This window comes from Streptomyces sp. NPDC048523 (genome assembly GCF_043199815.1).
In the GTDB taxonomy this organism is placed as follows: domain Bacteria; phylum Actinomycetota; class Actinomycetes; order Streptomycetales; family Streptomycetaceae; genus Streptomyces.
This window is the reverse complement of the sequence record NZ_JBICWQ010000001.1, coordinates 1,908,320-1,932,771: the sequence shown is the minus strand read 5'-3', so window position 1 is coordinate 1,932,771 and position 24,452 is coordinate 1,908,320. Positions and strand designations below refer to the sequence as shown.

The 24,452-nt window shown below is 71.7% G+C and carries 23 protein-coding genes; 12 read left to right on the top strand and 11 right to left on the bottom strand.

What is annotated here, in order from left to right; genetic code table 11:
• The first annotated feature begins 163 nt into the window (after positions 1-163).
• The 3 genes from ACGFWE_RS08690 (at position 164) to ACGFWE_RS08680 (ending at position 4,005) form a co-directional block, all read left to right on the top strand.
• Complete coding sequence (locus ACGFWE_RS08690; RefSeq protein ID WP_352381744.1) at positions 164-838, top strand: pyridoxamine 5'-phosphate oxidase family protein; 675 nt, start codon at positions 164-166, stop codon at positions 836-838.
• Positions 839-900: 62 nt separating this feature from the next.
• Entirely contained in the window at positions 901-2,223 is a 1,323-nt protein-coding gene (locus ACGFWE_RS08685) for a radical SAM protein (protein WP_393598786.1), read from the top strand.
• A 309-nt stretch (positions 2,224-2,532) separates the two neighbouring features.
• Entirely contained in the window at positions 2,533-4,005 is a 1,473-nt protein-coding gene (locus ACGFWE_RS08680; RefSeq protein WP_393598784.1) for a cellulose binding domain-containing protein, read from the top strand.
• 30 nt (positions 4,006-4,035) lie between these two features.
• Here the strand turns inward: ACGFWE_RS08680 and ACGFWE_RS08675 are convergent, their stop codons facing one another.
• From ACGFWE_RS08675 to ACGFWE_RS08645, 7 genes are all read right to left on the bottom strand, one after another.
• Positions 4,036-4,743, bottom strand: a complete 708-nt coding sequence (locus tag ACGFWE_RS08675; RefSeq protein ID WP_352381739.1) for a GntR family transcriptional regulator — start codon at positions 4,741-4,743, stop codon at positions 4,036-4,038.
• A 97-nt stretch (positions 4,744-4,840) separates the two neighbouring features.
• Positions 4,841-5,842: a proline racemase family protein gene (locus tag ACGFWE_RS08670; protein WP_393598782.1), complete on the bottom strand. Its 1,002-nt coding sequence runs from the start codon at positions 5,840-5,842 to the stop codon at positions 4,841-4,843.
• A 20-nt stretch (positions 5,843-5,862) separates the two neighbouring features.
• Positions 5,863-6,756 carry a dihydrodipicolinate synthase family protein gene (locus ACGFWE_RS08665; RefSeq protein ID WP_352381735.1) on the bottom strand — a complete coding sequence of 298 codons (894 nt, stop codon included), beginning with the start codon at positions 6,754-6,756 and terminating at the stop codon, positions 5,863-5,865.
• A 56-nt stretch (positions 6,757-6,812) separates the two neighbouring features.
• Positions 6,813-8,210, bottom strand: coding sequence for an FAD-dependent oxidoreductase (locus ACGFWE_RS08660; RefSeq protein ID WP_393598779.1), 1,398 nt, complete (start codon positions 8,208-8,210; stop codon positions 6,813-6,815).
• Positions 8,203-8,502 carry a (2Fe-2S)-binding protein gene (locus tag ACGFWE_RS08655; RefSeq protein WP_352381731.1) on the bottom strand — a complete coding sequence of 100 codons (300 nt, stop codon included), beginning with the start codon at positions 8,500-8,502 and terminating at the stop codon, positions 8,203-8,205. The genes ACGFWE_RS08660 and ACGFWE_RS08655 overlap by 8 nt, the downstream gene beginning before the upstream one ends.
• Positions 8,499-9,686 (bottom strand): NAD(P)/FAD-dependent oxidoreductase, encoded by a 1,188-nt coding sequence (locus ACGFWE_RS08650; RefSeq protein ID WP_393598778.1) that lies wholly within the window; start codon positions 9,684-9,686, stop codon positions 8,499-8,501. The genes ACGFWE_RS08655 and ACGFWE_RS08650 overlap by 4 nt, the downstream gene beginning before the upstream one ends.
• 40 nt (positions 9,687-9,726) lie before the next feature.
• Entirely contained in the window at positions 9,727-10,554 is an 828-nt protein-coding gene (locus tag ACGFWE_RS08645; protein ID WP_393598777.1) for a hypothetical protein, read from the bottom strand.
• A 326-nt stretch (positions 10,555-10,880) separates the two neighbouring features.
• Between ACGFWE_RS08645 and rsgA the strand changes: the two genes are divergently transcribed.
• The 3 genes from rsgA to ACGFWE_RS08630 all read left to right on the top strand — a co-directional run bounded on the left by rsgA (position 10,881) and on the right by ACGFWE_RS08630 (position 14,074).
• A complete protein-coding gene (gene rsgA, locus ACGFWE_RS08640) occupies positions 10,881-11,981 on the top strand; it encodes a ribosome small subunit-dependent GTPase A (protein WP_393598776.1) in 1,101 nt (366 codons plus the stop codon).
• Positions 11,982-12,209: 228 nt separating this feature from the next.
• Positions 12,210-13,589, top strand: coding sequence for a DNA-3-methyladenine glycosylase 2 family protein (locus ACGFWE_RS08635; RefSeq protein ID WP_393598978.1), 1,380 nt, complete (start codon positions 12,210-12,212; stop codon positions 13,587-13,589).
• A gap of 2 nt (positions 13,590-13,591) precedes the next feature.
• The gene (locus ACGFWE_RS08630) at positions 13,592-14,074 is read left to right on the top strand and encodes a methylated-DNA--[protein]-cysteine S-methyltransferase (protein ID WP_352381723.1); all 483 of its coding nucleotides are present in this window, start codon (positions 13,592-13,594) and stop codon (positions 14,072-14,074) included.
• Here ACGFWE_RS08630 and ACGFWE_RS08625 read toward each other — a convergent pair.
• Positions 14,071-14,442: a PPOX class F420-dependent oxidoreductase gene (locus tag ACGFWE_RS08625; protein WP_352381721.1), complete on the bottom strand. Its 372-nt coding sequence runs from the start codon at positions 14,440-14,442 to the stop codon at positions 14,071-14,073. The two genes, ACGFWE_RS08630 and ACGFWE_RS08625, sit on opposite strands and share 4 nt — an antisense overlap.
• Before the next feature lie 87 nt (positions 14,443-14,529).
• A complete protein-coding gene (locus ACGFWE_RS08620) occupies positions 14,530-15,015 on the bottom strand; it encodes a DUF456 domain-containing protein (RefSeq protein WP_352381719.1) in 486 nt (161 codons plus the stop codon).
• 203 nt (positions 15,016-15,218) lie between these two features.
• Here ACGFWE_RS08620 and ACGFWE_RS08615 point away from each other — a divergent pair, with 203 nt between their 5' ends.
• From ACGFWE_RS08615 to ACGFWE_RS08605, 3 genes are read left to right on the top strand one after another with little or no spacing between them, the layout of a single operon-like run.
• Entirely contained in the window at positions 15,219-16,853 is a 1,635-nt protein-coding gene (locus tag ACGFWE_RS08615; protein WP_393598773.1) for a protein phosphatase 2C domain-containing protein, read from the top strand.
• A gap of 54 nt (positions 16,854-16,907) precedes the next feature.
• Positions 16,908-18,650, top strand: a complete 1,743-nt coding sequence (locus tag ACGFWE_RS08610; RefSeq protein ID WP_352381715.1) for a pyruvate dehydrogenase — start codon at positions 16,908-16,910, stop codon at positions 18,648-18,650.
• Positions 18,651-18,678: 28 nt separating this feature from the next.
• Positions 18,679-19,047, top strand: a complete 369-nt coding sequence (locus ACGFWE_RS08605; RefSeq protein WP_393598771.1) for a bleomycin resistance protein — start codon at positions 18,679-18,681, stop codon at positions 19,045-19,047.
• Here the strand turns inward: ACGFWE_RS08605 and ACGFWE_RS08600 are convergent.
• Positions 19,044-20,540, bottom strand: a complete 1,497-nt coding sequence (locus tag ACGFWE_RS08600) for a helix-turn-helix domain-containing protein (RefSeq protein WP_393598769.1) — start codon at positions 20,538-20,540, stop codon at positions 19,044-19,046. The two genes, ACGFWE_RS08605 and ACGFWE_RS08600, sit on opposite strands and share 4 nt — an antisense overlap.
• Positions 20,541-20,751: 211 nt before the next feature.
• Here ACGFWE_RS08600 and ACGFWE_RS08595 point away from each other — a divergent pair, with 211 nt between their 5' ends.
• The 3 genes from ACGFWE_RS08595 to ACGFWE_RS08585 all read left to right on the top strand — a co-directional run bounded on the left by ACGFWE_RS08595 (position 20,752) and on the right by ACGFWE_RS08585 (position 23,040).
• Entirely contained in the window at positions 20,752-21,363 is a 612-nt protein-coding gene (locus tag ACGFWE_RS08595; RefSeq protein ID WP_352381709.1) for a hypothetical protein, read from the top strand.
• Between the two features lie 97 nt (positions 21,364-21,460).
• Entirely contained in the window at positions 21,461-21,928 is a 468-nt protein-coding gene (locus tag ACGFWE_RS08590) for a hypothetical protein (RefSeq protein WP_393598767.1), read from the top strand.
• Between the two features lie 629 nt (positions 21,929-22,557).
• Entirely contained in the window at positions 22,558-23,040 is a 483-nt protein-coding gene (locus ACGFWE_RS08585) for an ATP-binding protein (protein ID WP_352381705.1), read from the top strand.
• 69 nt (positions 23,041-23,109) lie between these two features.
• On the opposite strand, the gene ACGFWE_RS08580 is transcribed toward ACGFWE_RS08585, so the two are convergent.
• On the bottom strand, positions 23,110-24,150 hold the full coding sequence (locus tag ACGFWE_RS08580; RefSeq protein WP_352381703.1) for a DUF2637 domain-containing protein: 1,041 nt from the start codon (positions 24,148-24,150) through the stop codon (positions 23,110-23,112).
• Positions 24,151-24,452 lie beyond the last annotated feature (302 nt).

The following is a 24,452-nucleotide window of genomic DNA, read 5'->3' as shown; positions in this document are numbered from 1 at the left end:
TAGGGCGACGACGAGTGGGTGTGTGTGGACCCGGGCCGGTACGGCATTGGCGGCTGCGCGCGCAGGGCAGCGACGAGTGGGTGTCGTGGGCAGGGCATGGCGTACCCGGTGGTGTTCGAGGCGCTGGAGTGCAGGGCCAGACCCCTCGGTAGCCTGCCTCGGCATGAGCCCTGAACCCGTCCCCGCCACCCTCCCGCAGACCGAGCTGACCCGGCACCGACGTCTGCGTGAGCAGGGCAGCCTGGATCGGGCGGATCTGGATGCCGTCCTCGACGCCGGGTTCGTCTGTCATCTGGGTGTGGTGGTCGAGGGGCGGCCGCTGGTCGTGCCCACGGTGTACGGGCGGGACGAGCGGCAGCTCTACCTGCACGGCTCGGTGGCCAGCCGCAGTCTCGCCGGCGGTACGCCGGTCTGTGTCACGGTCACGCACGTCGACGGGCTGGTCCTCGCGCGGTCCGTCTTCGAGCACGGCGTCAACTACCGCAGCGCCATGATCCACGGTGAGGCCCGCAAGGTGACCGACCCTGACGAGAAGCTGGCGGGCCTGCGCCGGCTGACCGAACACGCGACCCCCGGACAGTGGTCGTACGCCCGGCAGCCGAGCCGGAAGGAACTCGCGGCCACCACCCTCCTCGCGCTCGGCCTCGACGAGGCCTCCGTCAAGATCCGCACCGGCGCGCCCGACGACGGCGACGGACCCGACGCCGAACTGGGGCTGTGGGCCGGTGTGCTTCCGCTCACCTCGGTGTGGGGCGCGCCCGTTCCCGACCCGTCTCTGCCTCCAGAAACGCCCATACCGTCCCACATCGCGCGCCGTGAGGGGACCCGGCACGGGTGATGCCGGTGCGAGGGCATACCGTGAGGAGTCGGTCGTACGTCTGAGCCGGGAGGAGACACGGGATGGGCAGCCGTACCGCGCTGGTCGAGGATCTGATGGAGAGGTTCCCGCAGGTTCCACGGGAAGCCGTCTTCAAGGAGGACCTGCTGCGAGGTGGCGTGGCCTTCGACCCGTCCGCCCTCAGCGACAACGAGTCGGGTGAGGTGAAGCCGAAGTCGTACTTCATCTTCTCCTTCGACCACGGGACCCTGCCGGAGCTGGGCGAGGCCGCGCTCCGCCGGCCGCCGGAGGAGATCATCCTCACCGGCGGGCCGTACGACCTCAGGCGGACGGTGGCGTCGGTGCGGGTCAACCCCGCCTCGCCCTACCGCGTGGCGGCGGACGACTCCGGCATGCTCGGGCTCTACCTCGACGGCAAGCGGATCGCCGACGTGGGCGTGCCGCCGATGCCGGAGTACTACCGGCACAAGCTCTCCAGCGGGAAGTCCGTCATGGAGGTCGCCCCGACCATCCAGTGGGGCTACCTGATCTATCTGACCGTCTTCCGGGTGTGCCAGTACTTCGGCGCCAAGGAGGAGTGCCAGTACTGCGACATCAACCACAACTGGCGCCAGCACAAGGCGGCCGGGCGGCCGTACACGGGCGTCAAGGACGTGGACGAGGTCCTGGAGGCGCTCGAGATCATCAACCGGTACGACACCGACAAGATCTCCACCGCCTACACGCTCACCGGCGGCGCGATCACCTCGAAGCTCCAGGGCCGGGACGAGGCCGACTTCTACGGCATGTACGCCAAGGCCATCGAGGAGCACTTCCCGGGCCGCTGGATCGGCAAGGTCGTCGCGCAGGCACTGCCCAAGGACGACGTGCAGCGCTTCAAGGACTACGGCGTGCAGATCTACCACCCCAACTACGAGGTGTGGGACGAGTACCTCTTCAAGATGTACTGCCCGGGCAAGGAGCGGTACGTCGGCCGCGACGTGTGGCACAAGCGCATCCTGGACTCGGCGGAGGTGTTCGGGGCACGCAACGTCATCCCCAACTTCGTCGCGGGCGTCGAGATGGCGGAGCCCTTCGGCTTCAAGACGGTCGACGAGGCCATCGCCTCCACCACCGAGGGCCTGCGGTTCTTCATGTCGCACGGCATCACGCCCCGCTTCACCACCTGGTGCCCCGAGCCGACGACCCCGCTCGGCAAGGCCAACCCGCATGGTGCGCCGCTGGAGTACCACATCCGGCTGCTCCAGGCGTATCGCCAGACCATGGACGACTTCGGTCTCTCCTCGCCCCCCGGGTACGGCCCGCCCGGACCCGGCCGTGCCGTCTTCTCGGTGAGCTCCTTCATGGACAGCCTTCCGGCGGCCCCGGAACCGGCCGAGGTCTGATCAGCGCGACGACGGCGCCGGCCCGCTTCTGGGCCGGCGCCGCTTGGTGACCACGATGGCCGGGTTTCTCCGTTACGGCTGATTCCTGTGTGGCGGGATTGATACGTTTCCGCTTCCGGTCCGTACACAAGGACGCGACTCCGCGCAGCACAATGCCGTGGGGGAGTGGACCGAACCCTCGGTAACCGATTTGAATAGCGTGCTTGTCAGTTGTGTGGGAGGCGTGAAAGGCTCCTGTCCTGCCGCGAGGTTCCCCCCAACTCCTTTGCCAGTATGGCGAGTTGACTTCGCTTTCGATGCAGGAGACCCATGCCCGACCTGCCGACCCCCCAGGACGCCGCCGAGGCCGCGCTGTTCTCCGAGTGCTGGGATGCCGTGCTGTCGTACGCCGATCTGTGCACGGCCGGCTCCACCGCCGCCACCGAACTGGCCACGGAGGCGTTCTCCCTCGGCATGCGCGAGGCCCGCGAGGCGGAGGCCGCCGTGCGTGGCGCCGGCCGCCGTCCGGCCCGGCTGCCCCGCATACCCCTGCTGCTCACCGCAGTTCGCACCGTCGCCGCGGACTGGGAGACCCAGGGCCTCGGCCACCGCCTCGACCCCGACCTGCGGCTGTGGCTCAACTCCGACAAGGCCGCCCGCTACACCGGCCCGCCGCTGCAGCGCCCCATCGCCCTGCGCGGACTGCGCGATCTGCAGGCGGCGGACGCCGAACTGCTGTGGCTGGCCGAGGTGGAGGCGCTGCCGCTGCCCACGGTGGCCCGCCGGCTCGGCCTCGACCCGGCCACCGTGGGCGAGGAACTCGCCCAGGTGCGCGGCCTGTTCCGGGACCGCAGCCACCGCAACCACCTCGACATGCCGATGGACGCGCAGTGCCGCAGTTACGCCCGGCTGCTGGATGCCGTCACCCGCTCCACCTCCGGGGAGACCCCGCCCGACCTCTCCCGCCATCTCGCGCGATGCCGACAGTGCGCTGAGGCCGCCGCCTGTCTTCGCCTGCACGGCGGCGGCCTGCCCGCGGCCCTCGCGGGCGGGGTGATCGGCTGGGGCGGACTCGCCTATCTGGAGCGCCGCCGCCGGGCCGCCGAGGTACGCCTGGGCGCCGGACGCCCCCTGGCGCTGGAGAGCGGGCCCCCGAACCCCGGCGCGCACAAGGCGAAGGCCGTGCGCAACGGGCTGCTCGTCGCCGCTGTCCTCGTCTCCCTGCTCGCCCTCGCGGTGTCGATGATGCCGGGCGACGACATGAAGAACGGCGCCGCGGGGCCCGGCACCTCGGCCGAGGGCCAGCCGGTGGCCAACCCCACCTGGTCCGTCCCCACCGCCACCTCGCGGGCGCCCGGCTCGGCGGGGACCTCCAGGACGCCCACGGGAAACCCGTCGGAGTCCACGAGTGTGAAGAACTCCGACCCCGAACCCCAGGGCACCTCCTCCGCCGGTGCCGAGGAACCCGAGCCCAGCGAGAGCGTCACGCCGGCCTGCCGGGTCGCGTACTCCCTCGTCAACCAGTGGCCCGACGGCTTCCAGGCCGCCGTCACCGTCACCACCACCCAGGCTCTCGGCGACTGGCGGGTCACCTGGTCCTTCAAGGACGGCCAGAAGGTGACGCAGATGTGGGACGCGGACTTCACCCAGAGCGGCGCGAAGGTCACCGCGAGCGCCGCCGACTACAACAAGTCGGTCCCCGCGGCCGGTTCGCTCTCCTTCGGCTTCCTCGCCTCCTGGCAGAGCAGGAACGCCCCGGCGTACGACTTCTCCCTCAACGGGCGGGAGTGCGCCAAGTCCTGACGGCGCATCACAACTCAGGTCGGCCTCACATCACGGCGTGCTTCCCTGCTTCGCCGCCCACAAGCCCCTGACGTGCCCGATGTGCCGCGTCATGACCTCGTGGACCGCCCGCTCGTCGCGGGCGATCAGCGCGTCGAGGAGTTCGAGGTGCTCCTCGGCGGAGGCCAGCAGGCGGCCGGACTTCACCAGCGGGGTGAGGCCGTACAGACGCGACCGCTTGCGGAGGTCGCCGACCACCTCGACCAGGTGGGCGTTGCCCGCGAGGGCGAGCAGGCCGAGGTGGAAGCGGGTGTCGGCCTCGACGTACGCGATGAGGTCACCGGACACCGCCGCCTGGACGATCTCCCGGGCGGCGGGACGCAGCGCCTCCAGGGAGACCGGGTCGGCGGTCGAGGCCAGCTCCACGACGATCGGGATCTCGACGAGCGCGCGGATGTGGGTGTACTCGTCGAGCTGCTTCTCGGAGACCGCGGTGACCCGGAACCCCTTGTTGGGGACGGTGTCGATGAGGCCCTCCTTGGCGAGGTCGAGCATGGCCTCGCGCACGGGCGTGGCCGACACACCGAAGCGGGCGGCGAGCGCGGGCGCCGAGTACACCTGCCCCGGGAGCAGTTCGCCCGCGATCAGCGCGGCCCGCAGGGCGTCGGCGACCCGCTCCCGGTAGCTGCTCTTCTTGCCGCCGAGGACGGGCAGGGCGGGGGCAGCGGCGGCGGGGGTACTGGATCGCTGGGCGGCCATGAGAGGCATCTCCTACTGGTGCAAGTGCAAGTTCAAGTGCAGTGCAATGTCACGCGGCACCGGCATTATCCTCGACGTTCCGGGAGACGCTCAGGCCTCACAGGACGAATCCCGCCGGGAACGGGTCGGTCGGATCGAGCAGGTACTGGGCCGTGCCGGTGATCCAGGCGCGCCCGGTGAAACTGGGCAGGACAGCCGGACGGCCCGCCACCTCCGTCGTACCGAGGAGCCGGCCCGTGAACCGCGTCCCGATGAAGGACTCGTTCACGAACTCGGTGTGCAGCGGGAGTTCACCGCGCGCGTGCAACTGGGCCATGCGCGCACTGGTACCGGTGCCGCAGGGGGAGCGGTCGAACCAGCCCGGATGGATGGCCATCGCGTGCCGGGAGTGCCGGGCGGTGGCACCGGGCGCGATCAGATGGACGTGATGACAGCCGCGGATGGACGGATCCTCCGGGTGGACGGGCTCCTCCTCGGCGTTGATCGCCGCCATGAGGGACAGCCCCGCCTTCAGGATGTCGTCCTTGCGGTCCCGGTCGAAGGGCAGCCCGAACTCCGTCAGCGGCAGGATGGCGTAGAAGTTGCCGCCGTACGCCAGGTCATAGGTCACCGTCCGGCCGTCGGCGAGTGCGATCTTGCGGTCGAGGGCGACTGCGAACGACGGCACGTTCCGCAGCGTGACGTTCTTCGCCCTGCCGTCCTCCACCGCGACCTCGGCGACGACCGGACCCGCCGGGGTGTCGAGCCGGATCGTGGTGACCGGCTCGACGACCTCGACCATCCCGGTCTCCACCAGTACGGTCGCCACCCCGATCGTGCCGTGTCCGCACATCGGCAGATAGCCCGAGACCTCGATGTAGACGACACCCCAGTCGCAGTCCGGGCGGGTCGGCGGCTGGAGGATCGCGCCGCTCATCGCCGAGTGCCCGCGCGGCTCGTTCATCAGCAGCTGCTTGATGTCGTCGCGGTGCTCACGGAAGTACAGCCGCCGCTCGTTCATGGTCGCGCCGGGGATCGTGCCGATCCCGCCGGTGATCACGCGGGTGGGCATGCCCTCGGTGTGCGAGTCGACGGCGTGCAGGACGAGTGTGCTGCGCATGGTCCGCTCTCCTTGACGAGTTACGCGAGTCCCGCGGCGACGGCCTTCTCCGTGGCGGCCCGCACGACGGCCTCCTGCTCGGGCAGCAGGGGGACGCGCGGAGGCCGCACGGGCCCGCCGTGCCGGCCGACGATGTCCATCGACATCTTGATGGCCTGCACGAACTCGACCTTGGAGTCCCAGCGCAACAGCGGGTGGAGTTGCTCATACAGCTTCTTCGCGGTGGCCAGGTCGCCGCTCACTGCGGTCCGGTACAGCTCGACCGAGGACCTGGGCAGCGCGTTCGGGTAACCGGCCACCCAGCCCTTCGCCCCGGCCAGGGCCAGCTCCAGCAGGACGTCGTCGGCGCCGATCAACAGGTCGAGTTCCGGGGCGAGTTCGGCCAGCTGGTAGGCGCGTCGGACATCACCGGAGAACTCCTTGACCGCGCGGATGAACCCCTCCGCGTGCAGCTTGGCGAGCAGCTCCGGCACCAGGTCGACCTTGGTGTCGATGGGGTTGTTGTACGCCACGACCGGCAGGCCCGCCTTCGCGACCTCGGCGTAGTGCGCGAGCACCGACCGCTCGTCGGCGCGGTAGGCGTTGGGCGGCAGCAGCATCACGGACGCACAGCCGGCGTCCCGGGCCTGCTCGGCCCAGCGGCGGGACTCCGCCGAGCCGTACGCGGCCACCCCCGGCATCACCCGCTCACCGCCGATCGCGGCCACGGCCGTCTCCACGACCTTTGCCCGCTCCTCGGGCGTGAGCACCTGGTACTCGCCGAGCGAGCCGTTCGGTACGACGCCGTCGCAGCCGTTCCCGACCAGCCAGGCGCAGTGCTCGGCGTACTTGTCGTAGTTCACCGACAGGTCGTCGTTCAACGGGAGGGCGGTGGCGACGAGGACTCCGCGCCACGGACGAAGGCTGGTGGTCATGTGGATCGCCTCTCTACAGGGGTATGGGGTCTGACAGCTCAATAGGGTGTGACATTTCACTGTTCCTCGGTCTCTCCGGCCCGCGCCAGCACGCCCAGCGGTACCGGCCGTGCGAACGGTCTGTGCCCCGCCGTCTCCGCGCACCCGGCCACTCCGGCCACCCCGGGCCCGCACACCCGGCCCTGGCACCAGCCCATCCCGGCCCGCGTGAGCAGCTTCACGGTCCGCAGATCACCGGCCCCCAGTTCGCGCACCGCCCCCCGCACCGCGCCGGCGGACACCTCCTCGCACCGGCACACCACCGTCTCGTCGGTGACCTGCTCGGCCCAGTGCGCGGGCGGGGCGTACACGGAGTCGACGGCGGCGAAGAAGGCCCGCAACTTCTCCCGGGTACGCGCGGCGGCCGCCCACTCACCCGGATCCGGCGCCCGCCCGGCCAGCCGTGCCGCGATCGACCGCCCGGCGATATGCCCCTCGGCGAGCGACAGGGCGGAGCCGCCGATGCCGGTGGTCTCGCCCGCCGCCCACACGCCCGGCACGTCGGTGCGCTGCTCGTCGTCGGCGCACACGTCCGTCCCGTCGATCCGGCAGCCCAGCGCGTCCGCGAGGTCGGTGTGCGGCAGCATGCCGTGGCCCACGGCGAGGGTGTCGCAGACGAGCCGCCGCCGGGTGTCCGGGCGCACCCGTCCGTCCCGGTCGAGGGCGGCGATCGTGACCGCCTCCAGCCGCTCGGTGCCGTGCGCCGCCACGACCGTGTGGTGCAGGAGCGTCCGCACCCGGTGACGGAGCAACCGGCCCGCGTATCCGGCCCCTTCGGCCAGCTTGTCCGGCCGGCCCGCCAGCGCCCGGGACCGCCGTACGAACGACATCGGGTCGGCCGAGTCCACCAGCGCGGCGACCGTCGCGCCCGCCGCGGCGAGCCCGGTGGCGACGGGCAGCAGCAGCGGTCCGGTCCCGGCGACGACCGCGGTACGGCCGGGCAGCACGAGCCCGCCCTTGAGCATGGCCTGCGCCCCGCCCGCGGAGACGACACCGGGCAGGGTCCAGCCGGGAAAGGGCAGCACCTTCTCGTAGCCGCCGGTGGCGAGGAGGACCGCGTCGGCGCGCACCTCGGCCGGTTCCTCCTGCGCGGGCCCGGTGAGAGCGTGCACGGTGAAACCGGCCGTACCCCGGCGCTCGACGAACCAGACATGATGGTCCGTCAAGTGCCTTACGGACCCGGCCTGTGTGTGGGCGCGCAGTCCGTCCCGCAGGCTCTCCCAGGTGCGCCACTGATGATGCAGCGCCTGGGGGCGACGGGCTCCGAGCCCCGGCGCGGGCTGCCGGTAGAACTGCCCGCCCGCCTCCGCCGCCGAGTCGATCAGCGTGACGTGGATGCCACGGGCGGCCGCCGCGAGGGTGGCGGCGAGCCCTGCCGGTCCCGCGCCGATCACCGCCAGACGCGGTTCACTCATGGTGGCCCGTCCCCTCCTGCGTGCGGATCGCGTCGCCCGGCCGCAGGGGTGCCAGGCAAGCCCGTTGGTTCGGGCTGTCGTTGACGGTCACCAGGCAGTCGAAGCAGACGCCGATGCCGCAGAAGATTCCGCGCGGGCGGCCCTCGCCCCGGGTGGTGCGCCAGGAGGTGACCCCCGCGGTCCACAGGGCGGCGGCGACGGTCTGGCCGGGCAGGGCCTCGATCTCCCGTCCGTCGAGCGTGACGGTGAAGGCGGGACCGGGCTCGGCGCCCACCATCTCCAGCGGATTCACGAGGCCTCCTCGCAGCCGGACGACGCATCGGACGAAGAGCCGGAGGCGGGGAAACGGTCGGGCCGGAAGCGTGCGAGATCCAGTTCGGGAGCGTGTCCGGCCAGCACCTGGGCGATCAACTGCCCGGTCCCGGTGGACAGTCCGATGCCCGCGCCCTCGTGCCCGCACGCGTGGAACAGCCCGGGCACCCGCGGATCGGGGCCGATGGCGGGCAGATGATCGGGCATGTACGGCCGGAAGCCGAGGTACGTCCGCATCGCGCGCACCCGCTCCAGGAACGGGAACAGCCGGGTCGCGCCCGCAGCCAGCGCCCGCAACGCGGGCAACGACAACGAGCGGTCGAATCCCACCCGTTCACGGGTCGCGCCGATCAGGACGGGCCCCGCCGCCGTCCCCTCGACGACCGGCGAGGTCTGCAGGGCCGCCGAGTCGCTGGCCACATCGGCCACGTAGTCGGCGGCGTACACCTTGTGGCGGACCAGGCGGGGGAGCGGCTCGGTGACGAGGACGAAACCGCGCCGGGGGAACACGGGAAGGTCCACTCCCGCCAGCGCGGCCAGCTCACCGCCCCAGGTCCCGGCGGCGTTGACGACATACGGCGCGTGGATCTCGCCCCGGTCCGTCCGCACCCCGCGTACGGCGCCGCCGACAGCGCGCAGGACCTCGGTCACCGTCGCACCGGTGAACAGGCGGGCACCCGAGGCCCGTACGAGATGGGCGGCGGCCAGCGTCGGCATGACCTGCGCGTCCTGGGGATACAGCACACCGCCCGCGAGCCCGGACGCCAAGTGGGGCTCCAGTTCCCGGAGTCGGCCCGCGTCCACCCGCACCGCCTCGACGCCCGCCGCCCGCTGCCCGGTCGCGAACCTCTCCAGCGCCGCGAGGCCCTCGGGAGTGGACGCGACGACCACGCCGCCCTTGAGCTCGTACTCGATCGCGTCGCCGACCTCCCGCGCCAGCTCGGCCCACAACCGGCCGGACAACAGGGCGAGTTCGAGCTCGGGACCCGGCTCCTTGTCGGAGACCAGGAGATTGCCCTCACCGGCGCCGGTCGTGCCGCCGGCCACAGGGCCGCGGTCGACGACGATCACGTCGAAGCCTGCCCGGGCGGCGTACAGGGCACAGGCCGCGCCCACCATCCCGGCACCGACGACCACGACATCGCAGGTCAGTCGCTTGCTCACGCCAGTACTATGTCACATGGCGCCCTCGGCGGGAACACCGTCAGTCGAGCTCGCCCGGGTCGGCGGCCGGGGTGCGGCCCGCGTGGACGTCCTTCAGACGGGTCGTGCCCAGCTTCGCCGCCTGCTCGGTGCTGTCGTGGTCGGCCCCGTCGAGGCCGCCGTTGGTGATGCTGATCGCGTCCGTGCCGACCCGCAGGGCCGCGACGTCGAGGGTCAGGGTGGCGGGCGTACCGCCCGAGGTGCCCTGGACCGTGACCCGCAGCCCCTGACGGGCATCGCCCACCTTGGGCAGGGACGTGGAGACCACCTGGACCGTGCGCTGCCCGCCCGAGCTGTCCTTCGCCGTGAACTGGTCACACGTGACCGGCAGGCTCTTCAGCCAGGCGAAGGACGTGTCCAGGGCGGCCTTGTCATAGGCGGCCACCTGGTAGAGCAGCCGGGACGCGCCCTCCTCGAAGCCGGTGAGCGCGGACGCTCCGGACGGCTTGCCCAGAAGGTCGTCGCTGTAGAGCCGGTCGAGCAGCTTCTGGCAGTCAGCCGCGTCGGCCTTGGCGGTGAGGAAGTCGGCGACGTCCACCTTGCCGACCAACAGGCTGTCGCGCCAGGTGGCCGCGTTCTTGACCTGGTTCCAGTCGTCCTCCAGGTCCGCCTCGGTCACCAGCGCGGCCCGCGCCCCGGCCGGGGTGAGCGGGGCCGGTGACGCCTGCGCGAGGGGCGAGGAGGAGATCCGCGTGGTGTCCGCGCGGTCCGGCCCGCTGTCGTCACCGTCCCCGTCCGAGCACGCGGCGGTCGTCAACAGGACTCCGGCGGCCAGGGCCGGGGCGAGGGCGCGTAGAGGGCGGGCCGGGCGGGGCGGACGGTGGCTCATCACGAGGTCTCCTGGAGATGGGGGTCGGTTCCATGCCACAGCCGCTCCTCCCGGACGACCAGCGCACCGGGCTGTTCGAGTGAGGGCGACGCTCGCAGCGGGGGCGGAAAACCGGTGGCGCCCCCGACGCGAGCGCCTCTAAGGTGAGAGCGCTTCGTACGGCGGCTCACGGCTGCCGTGCCCCACGAGCGAGGAACGAGGGAGGTGTCGACCGATGGCTGTCTTTGCGACGAACGCTGCCCGCATCCAGATCATCAAGTCCACCTCCGTGGCCGTCGGCTGACACCAACTCCTTGTGCCGGGGCCACCCTTGTGAAGGGTCTCCCTTGACTTCCAGCTCCACTTCTCACGCTTTCTCCGCTCTCGCTCCCTACGGCTGGGACGAGGCATGGGCGGACCTGTTCGCCCCCTACGAGCCCGAGGGGCTCCTGCCCGGACGCGTGGTCCGGGTCGACCGCGGGCAGTGCGACCTCGTCACCGCCGACGGGATGCTGCGGGCCGACACCGCCTTCGTCACCCCGCCCGACCCGATGCGGGTCCTGTGCACCGGCGACTGGGCCGTTGTCGAGCCCGCGGGCAACCCCCGCTACGTACGGACGTATCTGCCGCGCCGTACCGCCTTCGTGCGCTCCACCTCCTCCAAGCGGTCCGAGGGGCAGATCCTCGCGGCCAACGTCGACCACGCGATCGTCGCCGTGTCGCTCGCCGTCGAACTCGACCTCGGCCGCATCGAACGCTTCCTGGCCCTGGCCTGGGAGTCCGGCGCCCAGCCGGTGGTCGTCCTCACCAAGGCCGACCTCGTACCGGACGCGGCGACGCTCTCGCATCTCGTACAGGACGTGGAGACGACGGCTCCGGGCGTTCCGGTGCTGACCGTCAGCGCACTGGACGGGGAGGGGCTCGACGTTCTCGTCGCGGTCGTCTCCGGCGGTACGACCGTGCTGCTCGGGCAGTCCGGCGCGGGAAAGTCGACGCTGGCGAACGTCCTCGTCGGCGAGGACGTGATGGCGGTGCGGGCCGCGCGGGACGCGGACGGGAAGGGGCGCCACACGACCACGACCCGCAACCTCCTCGCCCTGCCCGGCGGGGGTGTGCTGATCGACACGCCCGGCCTCAGGGGGGTCGGCCTGTGGGACGCCGAGACCGGTGTCGGACAGGTCTTCGCCGAGATCGAGGCACTGGCCGGGCGGTGCCGCTTCCACGACTGCGCGCACGAGAGCGAGCCGGGGTGCGCGGTGCTGGCCGCGATCGACTCCGGTGAGCTGCCGGAGCGGCGGCTGGAGAGCTACCGGAAGCTGATCCGGGAGAACCAGCGGATCGTCGCGAAGACGGATGCGCGGCTCCGTGCCGAGATCCGGAAGGACTGGAAGAAGCGGGGAGCGCAGGGGAAGGCGGCGATGGAGGCGAAGCGGGGGTCCTGGCGTTAAGGGGTAGCCGTTCGGCCGCGGGTCGGTGGGGGGCTGGTCGCGCAGTCCCCCCGCCCTAGGTGGGTACAGCTGGGTAAGCGCTGACTGCACCCACTCAGGGGCGCGGGGGACTGCGCGACCAGCCACGACGGACCCGCACCCGCACACGGACCTGACGCCGCACCCTCCATCACCGTGTCCGATTTCCGCCAGCAGCACCCCCCTGCACGGCGGAGACTGGATGGCGTGATGGACGAAGACACCAGGTACGAAGCCGTCCGCAGCCGGGACGCCCGGTTCGACGGGGAGTTCTTCTTCGCCGTCGAGACGACCGGCATCTACTGCCGACCCAGTTGTCCCGCGGTGACCCCGAAGCGTCACAACGTCCGCTTCTACGCCACGGCCGCCGCCGCGCAGGGCTCCGGTTTCCGGGCCTGCCGGCGGTGCCGCCCGGACGCGGTGCCGGGATCCGCGGACTGGAACGTCCGGGCGGACGTGGTGGGCCGGGCGATGCGCCTGATCGGCGACGGTGTCGTCGACCGGGAGGGCGTCGCCGGGCTCGCCGACCGCCTCGGCTACAGCGCACGCCAGGTCCAGCGCCAGCTCACCGCCGAACTGGGTGCCGGACCCGTCGCCCTGGCCCGCGCCCAGCGCGCCCACACCGCGCGCGTCCTGCTCCAGACCACCGGCCTGCCCGTCACGGAGATCGCGTTCGCGTCGGGCTTCGCCAGCGTGCGGCAGTTCAACGACACGGTCCGCGAGATCTACGCCGCCACCCCCAGCGCCCTGCGGGCCGCGGGCCGGACCACCCGCCGCACGGCCACCCCCACAGCGGGCATTCCGCTGCGCCTCGCCCACCGCGGCCCCTACCGGTCCGGCGCCGTCTTCGACCTGCTGGAGAGCGAGGCCGTACCCGGTGTCGAGGAGGTGAGCGGGGCACCCGGACGGCGCACCTACCGCCGCACCCTCCGCCTCCCGCACGGCACCGGCATCGTCGCCGTCCACGAACGCCCCGGCACGGCCAGGCCCACCTCCGGCGCCCACCCCGGCGGCTGGCTCGACGCCCAGCTGCACCTCACCGACCCCCGCGACCTGACCACCGCCGTCGGACGGCTGCGGCGGCTCTTCGACCTCGACTCCGATCCCTACGCCGTCGACGAGCGGCTCGGCGCGGACCCCCGGCTCGCCCCCCTGGTCGCCGCCCGCCCCGGACTCCGGTCACCCGGCGCGGCCGACCCCGAGGAGTCCGCCGTACGGGCACTGGTGGGCCGGAGGGAATCCGAACGGCTCGTCCAGCGGTACGGCAAGACCATGGACGCGCCCTGCGGCAGCCTCACCCACCTCTTCCCCGAACCCGCGGCCCTCTCCGAGGCGGCCGGCCCCCTGGGCACGCTCGCCACCGCCCTCGCCGACGGCGCCGTACGACTCGATCCGGGCGCCGACCGCGACGAGGCGCAGCACGCGCTGCTCGCCCTGCCCGGCCTGGACGCCCGTACCGTCGCCGTCATCCGCAGCCGTGCCCTCGGCGATCCCGACGTCGCCCCACCCGGCCCCGAAGCCCCCGACACCTGGCGCCCCTGGCGCTCCTACGCCTGGCAACACCTGCGCACCGCAGGAGAGTTGGAGTAATCATGGCCATCCTCTGGACCCGTCTCGACAGCCCCGTCGGCACCCTGCTCCTCACCGCCGACGAGACCGGCGCGCTGACCTCGCTGTCCGTACCCGGGCAGAAGAAGGGCCGTACCGTCCAGGAGGGCTGGGTCCACGACCCCGGTCCCTTCCGGGCCGCCGAGGAACAGCTCGCCGCCTACTTCGCCGGAGAACTCAAGGAGTTCCAACTGGAGTTGCGGCCCGAGGGCACCGAGTTCCGGACCCGCGTCTGGGACGCCCTCGACGACGTCCCGTACGGCGCGACCACGACGTACGGCGAGATCGCCGCCCGCGTCGGTGCCTCCCGTGTCGCCGTGCGGGCGGTGGGCGGCGCGATCGGTGCGAACCCCCTGCTGATCCTCCGCCCGTGCCACCGGGTGATCGGCGCGAACGGCCTGCTCACCGGGTACGCGGGCGGCCTGGAGCGCAAGACGGCCCTGCTCACCCTCGAAGGTGCCCTCTAGGACTCCTCCAGCCCCCAGCTGTGGATGCGTCGCGGATGGATGCGGATCAGCTCCTCGCTGAAGTGCGGGCCCAAGTCGTGCGGCCCCGTGAGGAGTTCCGCCTCCCCGCGGATGTCGATGCCACGCACCGTCCACGGCTTCAGGCTGACGATGTCGTCGACGACCAGCGCGACCTTCGGGTTCTTCTGGAGGTTGCGCCACTTCTTGGTGCGGCCCATCGCGTAGCCGCCGATCAGGATGGTGCCGTCGTCCTGCGGAAAGAAGCCGACCGGGTTCGCCTGCGGCTGTCCCTGCGGGTCGACGGTGGCGAGCCGCCCCAGCCGCTGGGACCTCAGGTACGCGCGCTCGGCCTCGCTGAATTCGGTCATGGCAGCCAGCCAAACACGCCCGCGCCGCCCGCACATCGGAATCCCGTCCTAGGACTGGCTGAGGCTGCCTGGGGCTGAGGTCCTGGGTCAGCTGCCCCACAGCACCGTCCCCAGCCACGCGCCCATGATCAGCAGGCAGGTGAACAGTTCCGCCAGCACGCTGGAGCCGCCCGAGCGCATCGCCGTGCGCAGGGCGGCCCGCGCCTCCCCGTGGCGGCCGAGGCGCAAGCGTTCCGAGAGGTAGATGCCGCCCATGAAGCCTGGGATCGCGCCGAGCACGGGGATCAGGAAGAAGCCGAGGAACGCACCTGCCCCCGCGTACACCCCCATCCGCGGCGTGGCCCCGCTCTCCCGCAGTCGGCGCGGCGGCAGCGACCAGCGCACCACCTGGGAGAGGAACAGGGCGACCGTGGCTCCCACCAGCACGCTCCACGCGACCGGCTGCGGATCCTTCAGCGCCCACCACAGGACCGCGGCCCACACGAGCCAGGACCCCGGCACGCCGGGCACCAGAACCCCGACCAGGCCGAACAGCATGACCAGGCCGACCAGCAGGAGGTCCCACACTCCCATTTGTCCAGGGTGCAGGAGGGGAGCCGGAAGCGCAGGTCAGCGATGTTCGCCCGGGCCGCGCATCGGGGCCGGGTCGCTCCGGCGACCTCTTTGGCAACAGGAGTTCGACACCTCACTCGGACACGCCGTTCGCCGCGCGCGGTGACGCTTGATTTTGCGGATGCCCCGTTTTCATACGGCCCACGCGGTGGACAATTGGGGGCATGAGCCAGCAGGGGGGAATGCCCACCGGTCACGAGGACGACTGGTGGAGGCAGCTGTACGACTCCACCGACGACACGGGCCCCACACCGGCCCCCGACACCCTGGACGACCGCTTCGCCTCGGCGTCGGGGACGGTACGGGACGGGGCCGGGGCCGCGGCCGACGAGGTTCGGGCAGGGGTCGGTGATGAGGCTGCCGGGTCCGGGACCGGGGTTCCCGCGCCGCGCACAGGCGTCTCCGACGCGACGGCTCCCTCACCCGGCCGGCACCGGCCCCCATGGGAACCGCCGCCACCCGACCCACCCGCGTCCTTCCCGCCGGGTCCCAGGCCACCGGGCTTCGCGTCCACGGAGACACCTCCGGCCACCACGGTTCCGCCCTCACGCACCCCGACCCCCCCGACGACGGCACCCCCACACCCGTCCACCCCACCGCGCCCCGCGGGCCCACCCCCGCCACCACGGGACGCGGACGAGGAGGGCTCCCGGGAGGGCTCCGTCTCCGGTGTCACGGACTCCGCGCCGCAGGCATCCCGCACTGGCCCCGGCTCCACCCAGGCCAATCCCACGACCCCCACGCCCGAACCCCCCGTTCACGGTCAGGACGTGCCCGCCCCCGCGCCGCAGGCACCCCGTACCGCCACCCGCCTCGACCTCCCCTCCCTCCCTCCCGCCCCCGTCGGCTTCGTCGGGTCCGGGCCTCCCACCTACGACGCCGAACCCACCGCCCTCCCGCCCGCCGATCCCGACGAACTCGACGACCTGGTGGCGGACACCGTGCTCGACGGGGCCAGGTACGGGGCCTGCACGCTGCGGGCGGTGTCCGTGCGAGGGGACTCGGCCAGGTTCCGGGGCGAGCCCCGCCGGGACTCCCTGCTCACCGCCCGCTTCGGCACCGGCGACCAGGCGCTGATCCTCGTCGCCATGGCGACCGGCGCCCGCGCCACTCCCGGTGCCCATCGCGCCGCCGCCGAGGCATGTCACTGGATCGGACGGGCCATAGGGCGCAGTCACGCCCGGCTCGCGCAGGACATCGGCGCCGCCCGCCGAGGCGACCTGAAGTCAGGGCTGCACCGGCTCACCGACCGCAGTCTCGGCAAGCTCCGCGCCAGCGCCGTGGAGCAGGGCATCGACCCGGAGGAGTACGCCGCCACCCTGCGCTGTCTGCTCCTGCCCGCCGACCCGGACTGCCGTGTCCGCGTCTTCTTCGGCGTCGGCGCGGGCGGCCTGTTCCGCCTCCGCGACGGCGAGTGGCACGACATCGAACCCCGCATCACCGACGTCACCGGCGAACCGGTCGTCGGCTTCGGCTCGCTGCCCCCCGAGACCCCCGACGGCGACCGCCTCACCATGGACCTCGGCATCCCCACACCCCCGAGCCCCTACGAACCCGCCCCCGAGCCGCCCCGCGAAGCCTTCCGCTTCCGCGCCTCCGTCGCCCGCCCGGGTGACACCCTCCTGATGTGCACCGGCGGCCTCGCCGACCCCCTGCGTGGCGAGCCCGAACTGGGCGAGTACCTCACGGGACGGTGGTCAGGCCCCCCGCCCGGCCTCGCCGAGTTCCTCGCCGACTCCCAAGTCCGGGTCAAGGGATACGCCGACGACCGTACAGCCGCTGCGGTTTGGGAGGCGTGATCGCGGCCATTGTGGATTGATGGACCCAAGGAGACCGAAGGGGTGCATGGATCCATGGCCAAACAGAACGTCGCCGAACAGTTCGTGGACATCCTCGTCAAGGCGGGGGTGAAGCGCCTCTACGGCGTCGTCGGCGACAGCCTTAACCCCGTCGTGGACGCCGTGCGCCGCAACGCCGCCATCGACTGGGTCCACGTACGGCACGAGGAGACCGCCGCCTTCGCCGCGGGCGCCGAGGCACAGATCACCGGGAACCTCGCCGCGTGTGCCGGCTCCTGCGGGCCCGGCAACCTGCACCTCATCAACGGCCTCTACGACGCCCACCGCTCCATGGCCCCGGTCCTCGCCCTCGCCTCGCACATCCCCTCCAGCGAGATCGGCCTCGGCTTCTTCCAGGAGACCCACCCCGACCGCCTCTTCCAGGAGTGCAGTCACTACAGCGAGATGATCTCCAGCCCCCAGCAGATGCCGAGGCTGCTGCAGACCGCCATCCAGAACGCCGTCGGCCGCTCCGGCGTCAGCGTCGTCACCCTCCCCGGTGACATCGCCGACCAGCCCGCCCCCGACAAGGCCGCCGAGACCGCCCTCGTCACCTCCCGGCCCAGTGTCCGCCCCGGCGACGCGGAGATCGACAAGCTCGTCGAGATGATCGACCAGGCCGACAAAGTCACCCTGTTCTGCGGCAGCGGCACGGCGGGCGCGCACGCCGAGGTCATGGAGTTCGCGGAGAAGGTCAAGTCCCCCGTGGGGCACGCCCTCAGGGGCAAGGAGTGGATCCAGTACGACAACCCCTTCGACGTCGGCATGAGCGGACTGCTCGGTTACGGCGCCGCCTACGAGGCCACCCATGAGTGCGACCTGCTGATCCTGCTCGGCACCGACTTCCCGTACAACGCCTTCCTCCCCGACGACGTCAAGATCGCCCAAGTCGACGTGCGCCCGGAGCACTTGGGCCGCCGCTCCAAGCTCGACCTCGCCGTCTGGGGCGATGTGAAGGAGACCCTGCGGTGCCTCACGCCGCGGGTGAAGGAGAAGACGAACCGGCGCTTCCTCGACAAGATGCTCAAGAAGCACGCCGACGCGCTCGAAGGGGTCGTCAAGGCGTACACCCGCAAGGTCGACAAGCACGTCCCGATCCACCCCGAGTACGTGGCCTCCGTACTGGACGAACTCGCCGACGACGACGCGGTGTTCACCGTCGACACCGGCATGTGCAATGTGTGGGCCGCCCGCTACATCTCCCCCAACGGCCGTCGCCGCGTGATCGGTTCGTTCTCGCACGGGTCCATGGCGAACGCGTTGCCCATGGCGATCGGGGCGCAGTTCACCGACCGGAAGCGACAGGTCGTGTCGATGTCCGGGGACGGCGGGTTCTCCATGCTGATGGGCGACTTCCTGACCCTCGTGCAGTACGACCTCCCCGTGAAGGTCGTCCTCTTCAACAACTCCTCGCTCGGCATGGTCGAGTTGGAGATGCTGGTCGCCGGGCTGCCCTCCCACGGCACCACCAACAAGAACCCCGACTTCGCGGCCGTGGCCCGGGCCTGCGGTGCCCACGGAGTGCGCGTCGAGAATCCCAAGGACCTTCCGGGGGCGCTGAAGTCGGCGTTCAAGCACAAGGGTCCGGCCCTCGTCGACATCGTCACCGACCCCAACGCCCTCTCCATCCCGCCGAAGATCAGCAAGGAGATGGTCACCGGCTTCGCCCTGTCCGCCTCGAAGATCGTCCTCGACGGCGGAGTCGGCCGCATGCTCCAGATGGCCCGCTCCAACCTCCGCAACGTGCCCCGGCCGTGAGGAGTCCGGTGGATGCAAGACTGGCCGCATGCCCGACATCGCCTTCACCGAGGTCGCGCCCGTCGTCCCGGTCCGCAACCTCGACGCGGCCCTGGAGCGATACCGCCGACTGGGCTTCGCCGCGCGTGCCTACGACGGAGCGGAGCGGTACGGGTACGTCGAGCGGGGTGCGGTCTCGATGCACCTGACGGAGTGGTCCGAGCACGACCCGCTGCGCACCGGAGCCGTCGTCTACCTGTACGTGAGTGACGCCGACGCCGTCCATGCCGAGTGGACGGCGGCCGGCGTCGAGGGCCGCTTCGTCGAGCCGGCCGACACGCCTTACGGACTACGGGAGTTCGCCTACGTGGACCCCGACGGCACGGCTCACCGGGTGGGGTCCGCGCTCGGCTCCTAGGTGCCGGAGGGCACCCATGCCCGCTCGCCCGCGTCGTTCGTGCCGTACCAGAGACGGGTCAGGCCCTTGATGCTGGTCGTGCGGAACGGGCGGCCGTGGTCGTCGATGCGGACCGTGCCGGTGCGGCCCTGCGAGGACCAGTCGAGTTCGAGGTACCAGGTGCAGTCGTACGTCTGCGTCGTCGCGTTGACCAGCAGCACCTCCGGGTCCGTGGCGGAGACCCGGTAGGGGAACTGCACCGCGGGGACGGTCTGCCCGGTGTCGTTGCCGGCGACCGCGTGGGCGACGGGACGGTCGATGTCCAGGTTCACGTCGAAGCCGCGCGGGGTGATCCCGCCGCCGCAGCCCTGGTCCATGGCGTAGTCAGTACCGGGTGCCGGGGAGCTGCGGCCGGCGATCCGGACGCGGAGTGCCTCCAGGACGACGGCCGTGGACGACCGTCCCTGCACGGAGATCTGCACCTTCGTCTCCCGCCCGTGGATCGCGCCCTGCGTCGCCGCCCAGATCCCGGCGTCCTGCACCAGCGGGGGCGGGGGAACCTGGGAGGGCGGCTTGTCGATGACGTAGTCGTGGCCGCAGCTTCCCTCCCAGATCTGGGAGTTCGCGCTCCAGGTCAGGGGAGTGCCGGTGGCGGTCCCCTGCTGCTCGGACTTGCCGGTGCCCTTCGAGACGGTGCCGCCGCCCGCCGCCGACGGGGAGGGGCTGTTCCGGGTGCCCACGGGCGACGGGGATCCGGAGGTGGCGGAGGGGCTCGGCGACTTGGACGGGGAGCGGCCGGGCATGCCCGACGCCGTCGTGCGGGACGACGGGTCCGGGGCCTGGGCCACCTCGTTGGACGGGGAACGCTTCGAGGGCAGCGCCGACAGGCTGCCCAGCGTGGCGAGCAGCACCACCGAGGCGGCCACGGCCACGGCGACTCGCCGACGCCGGTACCAGGGGCGACGCGGAGCGGCCCCGTGCCCCGCGACCAGGGCACCTGCCTCACCCGCCGCGCCTACGTCCGCCACGTGGCCGTCTGCCTCGCCCACGCCCGCCGCGTCGCCGTCGCTCACTGCCGCCGCCGCTGCGGTCGCCGTGCTCGCCTGGCCGACCGTTTCTGTGGCGCCGACATCTGCCGCGGGCGCCACATCGGCCGTCGCTGTCGCGCCGCCCGTTCCCCTTGCCCCGTCTTCCGCCCCGTCTTCCGTCTCCGGCTGATCCGGCGCCTCCGCGGTCTCGCCCGCCCGCGGCCGCTGTCGCGCCGCGACCGCCGACAGCCACAGCCGGTGCAGTTCCATCCGCTCCTCGGCCGACGCCCCGCACAGCGCGGCGAACCGTTCCGCCGGTGCGAAGTCGACCGGTACGGCGTCACCCGCGCAGTACCGGTGGAGCGTCGAGGTGTTCATGTTCAGCCGCCGGGCCAGCGAACCGTAGCTGCGGTCCGTGCGCTCCTTCAGCCGCCGCAGCAATGCCGCGAACTCCTGGACATCGTCCTGTGGTTCCGGTGCCGACAACGATTCCCCCTTGATCCCGCATCCCAGGCACTCCATATACCTGCACGTCAGACGGCATGGGATGGTTCCATGCCGACCGATCCCGTGTCCCGTGTTGCATCCGCCCCCTGGGACCGCTGATGCTCTTGGTGTCACCCCGACCGGGCCGGACCGACCATCCGGCGTCGTGGTGGCATCCCACATCCATGCACGTATCTCACGGGGGACACTCATGCCCAAGCGCAGTCGAGCAGGCGCGCTCACCGTACTCTCTCTCACCGGCCTCACGCTCGGCGTCACCTTCGCCGTGCAGGCCGCAGCCGCGCCGGCCGCGCCCGGGTTCCTCTCGGCCGCCGACCTCCCGCCGCACCCCTCGTCCGCCTGGACGGCGGGCAAGGTGACCGACGGCGTACCGGAAGAACTGCTGCTCTGCCTGGAGGACGCGCTGCCGGGCTACGACTCCCGGTACCGCGACTTCCGCACCGACCTGGACACCAGCGCCCGCCAGCTGACGATCGAGGTCGGCACCAAGACCAAGGCCGCCGCCCTCGCCGCCCGTATGAACAAGGAGATCCGCACCTGCGCGGACCGACTCGAACAGGGCGACCCGGACCTCGAGGCGACGTACAAGGACTACGGCAAGGTCGCGGTCGAGGAGGGCGCCCGGGTGCACGGTCTGCACACGGAGCACTCGTACGGCGCCACCGACATCCACCTGCTGTCGGTCGGCCGGGACGACCGGACCGTCACCGTCGTGGAGTGGTCCCAGATGGGCGACTTCACCGATGCCCCGGTGAAGGCCTTCAAGAAGACGACCGCCACCGCGGTGAACAAGCTCCACTGAGCAGCGGGGCCGCCCTCCCGCACGGGGGTCGGGCGGGCGGCCCCGCACGCACCACAGCACCGGCACACAGGAACCAGAAAGAAAACGGGGAACACACATGAACACGACCAAGGCGACCCGCCGCACCACCCTGGCCCTCGGCCTCGCCCTGGCCCTCGGTCTCGGCGTCACCGCCCAGGCCTCCGCCGGAGCACCGCGCAGCGTCAGCGGGAAGCCCTCCGACAACATCACCCGCATCGCCGACTTCTACGGCGCCTACATCGACGTGGTGACCGACGAGGGCAGCGGCGACCTCCGGGACGCCCTCCGCGCCCACTACCTCACGCCCGCCTTCCAGAAGGAGCTGAACGCCTGGGAGGAGAAGGAGCACGCCGACGGCGTCCTGCGCGCCCAGAACGTGCCCCTCGCGTGGAAGGTCACCGACAACGGCACCAACGCCACCCGCACCGAGGCCGTGGTCACCCTCACCTGGAGCGCGGGCCAGACCAGCACCCTCGTGGTCGACATGACCCGCGGCAGCCACAAGATCCTCCACATCGGTGCCAAGGGACTCGGCAGCAAGTAGCGGCGGATTCAGGCCAGTTTCCCGGCTGCCCCAGCTCTTCGCCGGGTACGTCGAAGTCGACAGCGCCGGGTCGGCAGATCGGCCCATGCCGGGCGGCCTCAAAGACCGCCCGAGGGCACACGAACACCGGTTCACCCCCGCTCGCCGGCCCCGCTCGTCGGGTGCCGGTGGCGGGGGCGCACGCCGTTCGATGGGCGCGCGGGCCGTCGTACGGCAGGCTCTTCACCGGAAGGCCGGGGCGGGTGCGTGCGCGTCCGGGGCCGGTCCCCACCAGCAGCCACGGCCCGCCCATCTGCTCAGACCCCCGGAACCATCCCGCGACCAGGTGCTTTCCCGCACCTCCCGCTCGTGAAGGGCTCGCGCGCCACCCGGGGCGTCCGGCGGGCGGCCCGTACGGCCGCCGCGGGGCGCGCATGCACATCGCGACCGCGCCGTCGTGCGCGGCGGCTCGCGGAACGCGGTCAGGGATTCGCCCGTCCGGTCGGCACGGCCGTGGTCGCCACCGCAAACGTGGCCGAACACCTGGTCGTTGACGATTCGACATGACTGGCGCCTGAACTATGGGGCATGGATCCCCGTGAACGTGTTCGAGCAGGAGGGAAACCGACATCGGCACGCGGGCGGGGGTCATGAAGAGGCAGGCACGAGGAGGCGGTCCCACGGCAGCAGGGGCCTTCTCGGCACAGACAGTGGAGGAGAAGGCCGGCAGCGCCCGGGAGCAGGCGCAGTCGCCGCAGCTCCGGCGCAGACTGGAGCGGGCGGACCTGGGGGCCGTACCGGAGACACGAAGGGCCTTGCGCGAGTTGTTACGACACTGGGGGAGGCCCGGGCGATCCGAGATAGCCGAACTGCTCACCAGCGAACTCGTCACCAACGCACTCGTACACACCGACCGCGACGCGGTCGTCACCGCCACGGTCGGACCGCGGGCCCTGAGGGTGGAGGTGCGGGACTTCGTAGCCCGCATACCCCGGGTGCGCGTACCCAACACCGACGACGGTACGCACGGCAGGGGTCTGGCCCTGGTGCAGTCCCTCGCGGACGCCTGGGGCGTACGGGCACACGGCGTGGGCAAGTCCGTCTGGTTCGAACTCGACGCCGGAGCGGCGTGAACCATGGGGAGGGGGCGTGACCGACACGGTCACGCCCCCTCCCCATGTGCTGCTTCGGCCTCTGGCCGCCTAGCCGAACTGCTGCTCAAGATCCTTGAGTTTGCGCTCCAGCGAGTCGAGACGCGGGAGGGCCATTGTGTCGTCCTCCGCGGTGAGGTCGACGGAGTGCGACTCGGACGCGCCGCGGACGGGCTGGAGTGAGGGACGCTGCCGTACGGGCAGCGGGTCCGGGTTGGATATCGCGGGCTCCGCGGAGGCACGCTCCAGGGCGGCGGCCTGCGGCTGCTGCTCCAACTGGCGCCCGCCGCCCCGGCCGACGAAGCCGCGGTGACCCCGGCTGATCGCCTTGAGCTGGGCTCGCTCCACGCGCTGCTCGCCGCGTCGACGCAGTCGGGCCGCTTCCTTCTCACGCTGGTCCTCGCGGACCTCGTCGACCGCCTCGTCGAGGCTGCGCACGTTCTCCAGCAGCATCAGCGACCAGGCCTTGTACGTCTCACGCGGCGCCCTCACCCAGCGGACGATACGGATCTGGGGCAGCGGACGCGGCACCAGACCCTGCTCGCGCAGCGCGGCCTTGCGGGTCTGCTTCAACGCGCGGTCGAAGAGGACGGCGGCCGAGAGGGACATGCCGGAGAAGAACTGCGGCGCGCCGTCGTGGCCGAACCCCCTGGGCGCGTGCACCCAGTTGAACCAGGCCGCGGCGCCCGCGAACGTCCACACCAGTATCCGGGAGCCGAGGGCCGCGTCACCGTGGCTGGCCTCGCGCACCGCGAGCACGGAGCAGAACATCGCCGCGCCGTCCAGGCCGAACGGCACGAGGTATTCCCAGCCGCCGGTGAGGCCTAGGTTCTGCTGGCCGAAGCCCACCAGACCGTGGAAGGAGAGGGCGGCGGCAACCGCCGCACAGCAGAACAGGAGGACATAGGAGGCGGTGCCGTATATGGCTTCCTTGCGCCTGCGGCGCTCCTCGCTCCGCTCCCACGAGTCGTCTTTCGCGTGCTCCCCGCCGGACCGCTTGCTCCGCGCGAGCACCGCCACCGCCGCCAGCATGCCCAGGAGCAGTACGGCGCCCGGAAGCAACCAGTTCAGCGATATGTCGGTCAGTCTCATCTGGGGTCCCTTGCATTGGGATAGGGCGTAACGCCCGCCATAGTGGCCCAATCCCAACGGCCCTCAGGCGCTTTCGGGGCAAGAGGCCGCCAAGGAAGTGCAAGGGGTTGCCCAGGGCGGCGTTCTGCTCGAACTGCCGCGTGAGGGGCGGGAGTTGAGTTCGAATAAGACTACCCGTACGGGTGGTTCCTCGGAAAGTTCCTGCGCCTGGTGAGGAAATTGTGAATTGCCTGTAACCGAACGGGCGTCCCAGTCGGCGTTGATCTTACGGGACGGCAAGAGGGGGCTCTCGGGCGGGGTCC

Excerpts from the sequence above, each read along its gene's own strand:
- ACGFWE_RS08680 (WP_393598784.1), top strand. The coding sequence starts at position 2,533 with ATGCCCGACCTGCCGACCCCCCAGGACGCCGCCGAGGCCGCGCTGTTC.
- ACGFWE_RS08625 (WP_352381721.1), bottom strand. The coding sequence starts at position 14,442 with ATGACCGAATTCAGCGAGGCCGAGCGCGCGTACCTGAGGTCCCAGCGG.
- ACGFWE_RS08690 (WP_352381744.1), top strand. The coding sequence starts at position 164 with ATGAGCCCTGAACCCGTCCCCGCCACCCTCCCGCAGACCGAGCTGACC.
- ACGFWE_RS08645 (WP_393598777.1), bottom strand. The coding sequence starts at position 10,554 with ATGAGCCACCGTCCGCCCCGCCCGGCCCGCCCTCTACGCGCCCTCGCC.
- ACGFWE_RS08595 (WP_352381709.1), top strand. The coding sequence starts at position 20,752 with ATGCCCAAGCGCAGTCGAGCAGGCGCGCTCACCGTACTCTCTCTCACC.
- ACGFWE_RS08685 (WP_393598786.1), top strand. The coding sequence starts at position 901 with ATGGGCAGCCGTACCGCGCTGGTCGAGGATCTGATGGAGAGGTTCCCG.
- ACGFWE_RS08590 (WP_393598767.1), top strand. The coding sequence starts at position 21,461 with ATGAACACGACCAAGGCGACCCGCCGCACCACCCTGGCCCTCGGCCTC.
- ACGFWE_RS08665 (WP_352381735.1), bottom strand. The coding sequence starts at position 6,756 with ATGACCACCAGCCTTCGTCCGTGGCGCGGAGTCCTCGTCGCCACCGCC.
- ACGFWE_RS08675 (WP_352381739.1), bottom strand. The coding sequence starts at position 4,743 with ATGGCCGCCCAGCGATCCAGTACCCCCGCCGCCGCTGCCCCCGCCCTG.
- ACGFWE_RS08610 (WP_352381715.1), top strand. The coding sequence starts at position 16,908 with ATGGCCAAACAGAACGTCGCCGAACAGTTCGTGGACATCCTCGTCAAG.
- ACGFWE_RS08620 (WP_352381719.1), bottom strand. The coding sequence starts at position 15,015 with ATGGGAGTGTGGGACCTCCTGCTGGTCGGCCTGGTCATGCTGTTCGGC.
- ACGFWE_RS08615 (WP_393598773.1), top strand. The coding sequence starts at position 15,219 with ATGAGCCAGCAGGGGGGAATGCCCACCGGTCACGAGGACGACTGGTGG.
- ACGFWE_RS08635 (WP_393598978.1), top strand. The coding sequence starts at position 12,210 with ATGGACGAAGACACCAGGTACGAAGCCGTCCGCAGCCGGGACGCCCGG.
- ACGFWE_RS08605 (WP_393598771.1), top strand. The coding sequence starts at position 18,679 with ATGCCCGACATCGCCTTCACCGAGGTCGCGCCCGTCGTCCCGGTCCGC.
- ACGFWE_RS08670 (WP_393598782.1), bottom strand. The coding sequence starts at position 5,842 with ATGCGCAGCACACTCGTCCTGCACGCCGTCGACTCGCACACCGAGGGC.
- ACGFWE_RS08660 (WP_393598779.1), bottom strand. The coding sequence starts at position 8,210 with ATGAGTGAACCGCGTCTGGCGGTGATCGGCGCGGGACCGGCAGGGCTC.
- ACGFWE_RS08630 (WP_352381723.1), top strand. The coding sequence starts at position 13,592 with ATGGCCATCCTCTGGACCCGTCTCGACAGCCCCGTCGGCACCCTGCTC.
- ACGFWE_RS08585 (WP_352381705.1), top strand. The coding sequence starts at position 22,558 with ATGAAGAGGCAGGCACGAGGAGGCGGTCCCACGGCAGCAGGGGCCTTC.
- ACGFWE_RS08580 (WP_352381703.1), bottom strand. The coding sequence starts at position 24,150 with ATGAGACTGACCGACATATCGCTGAACTGGTTGCTTCCGGGCGCCGTA.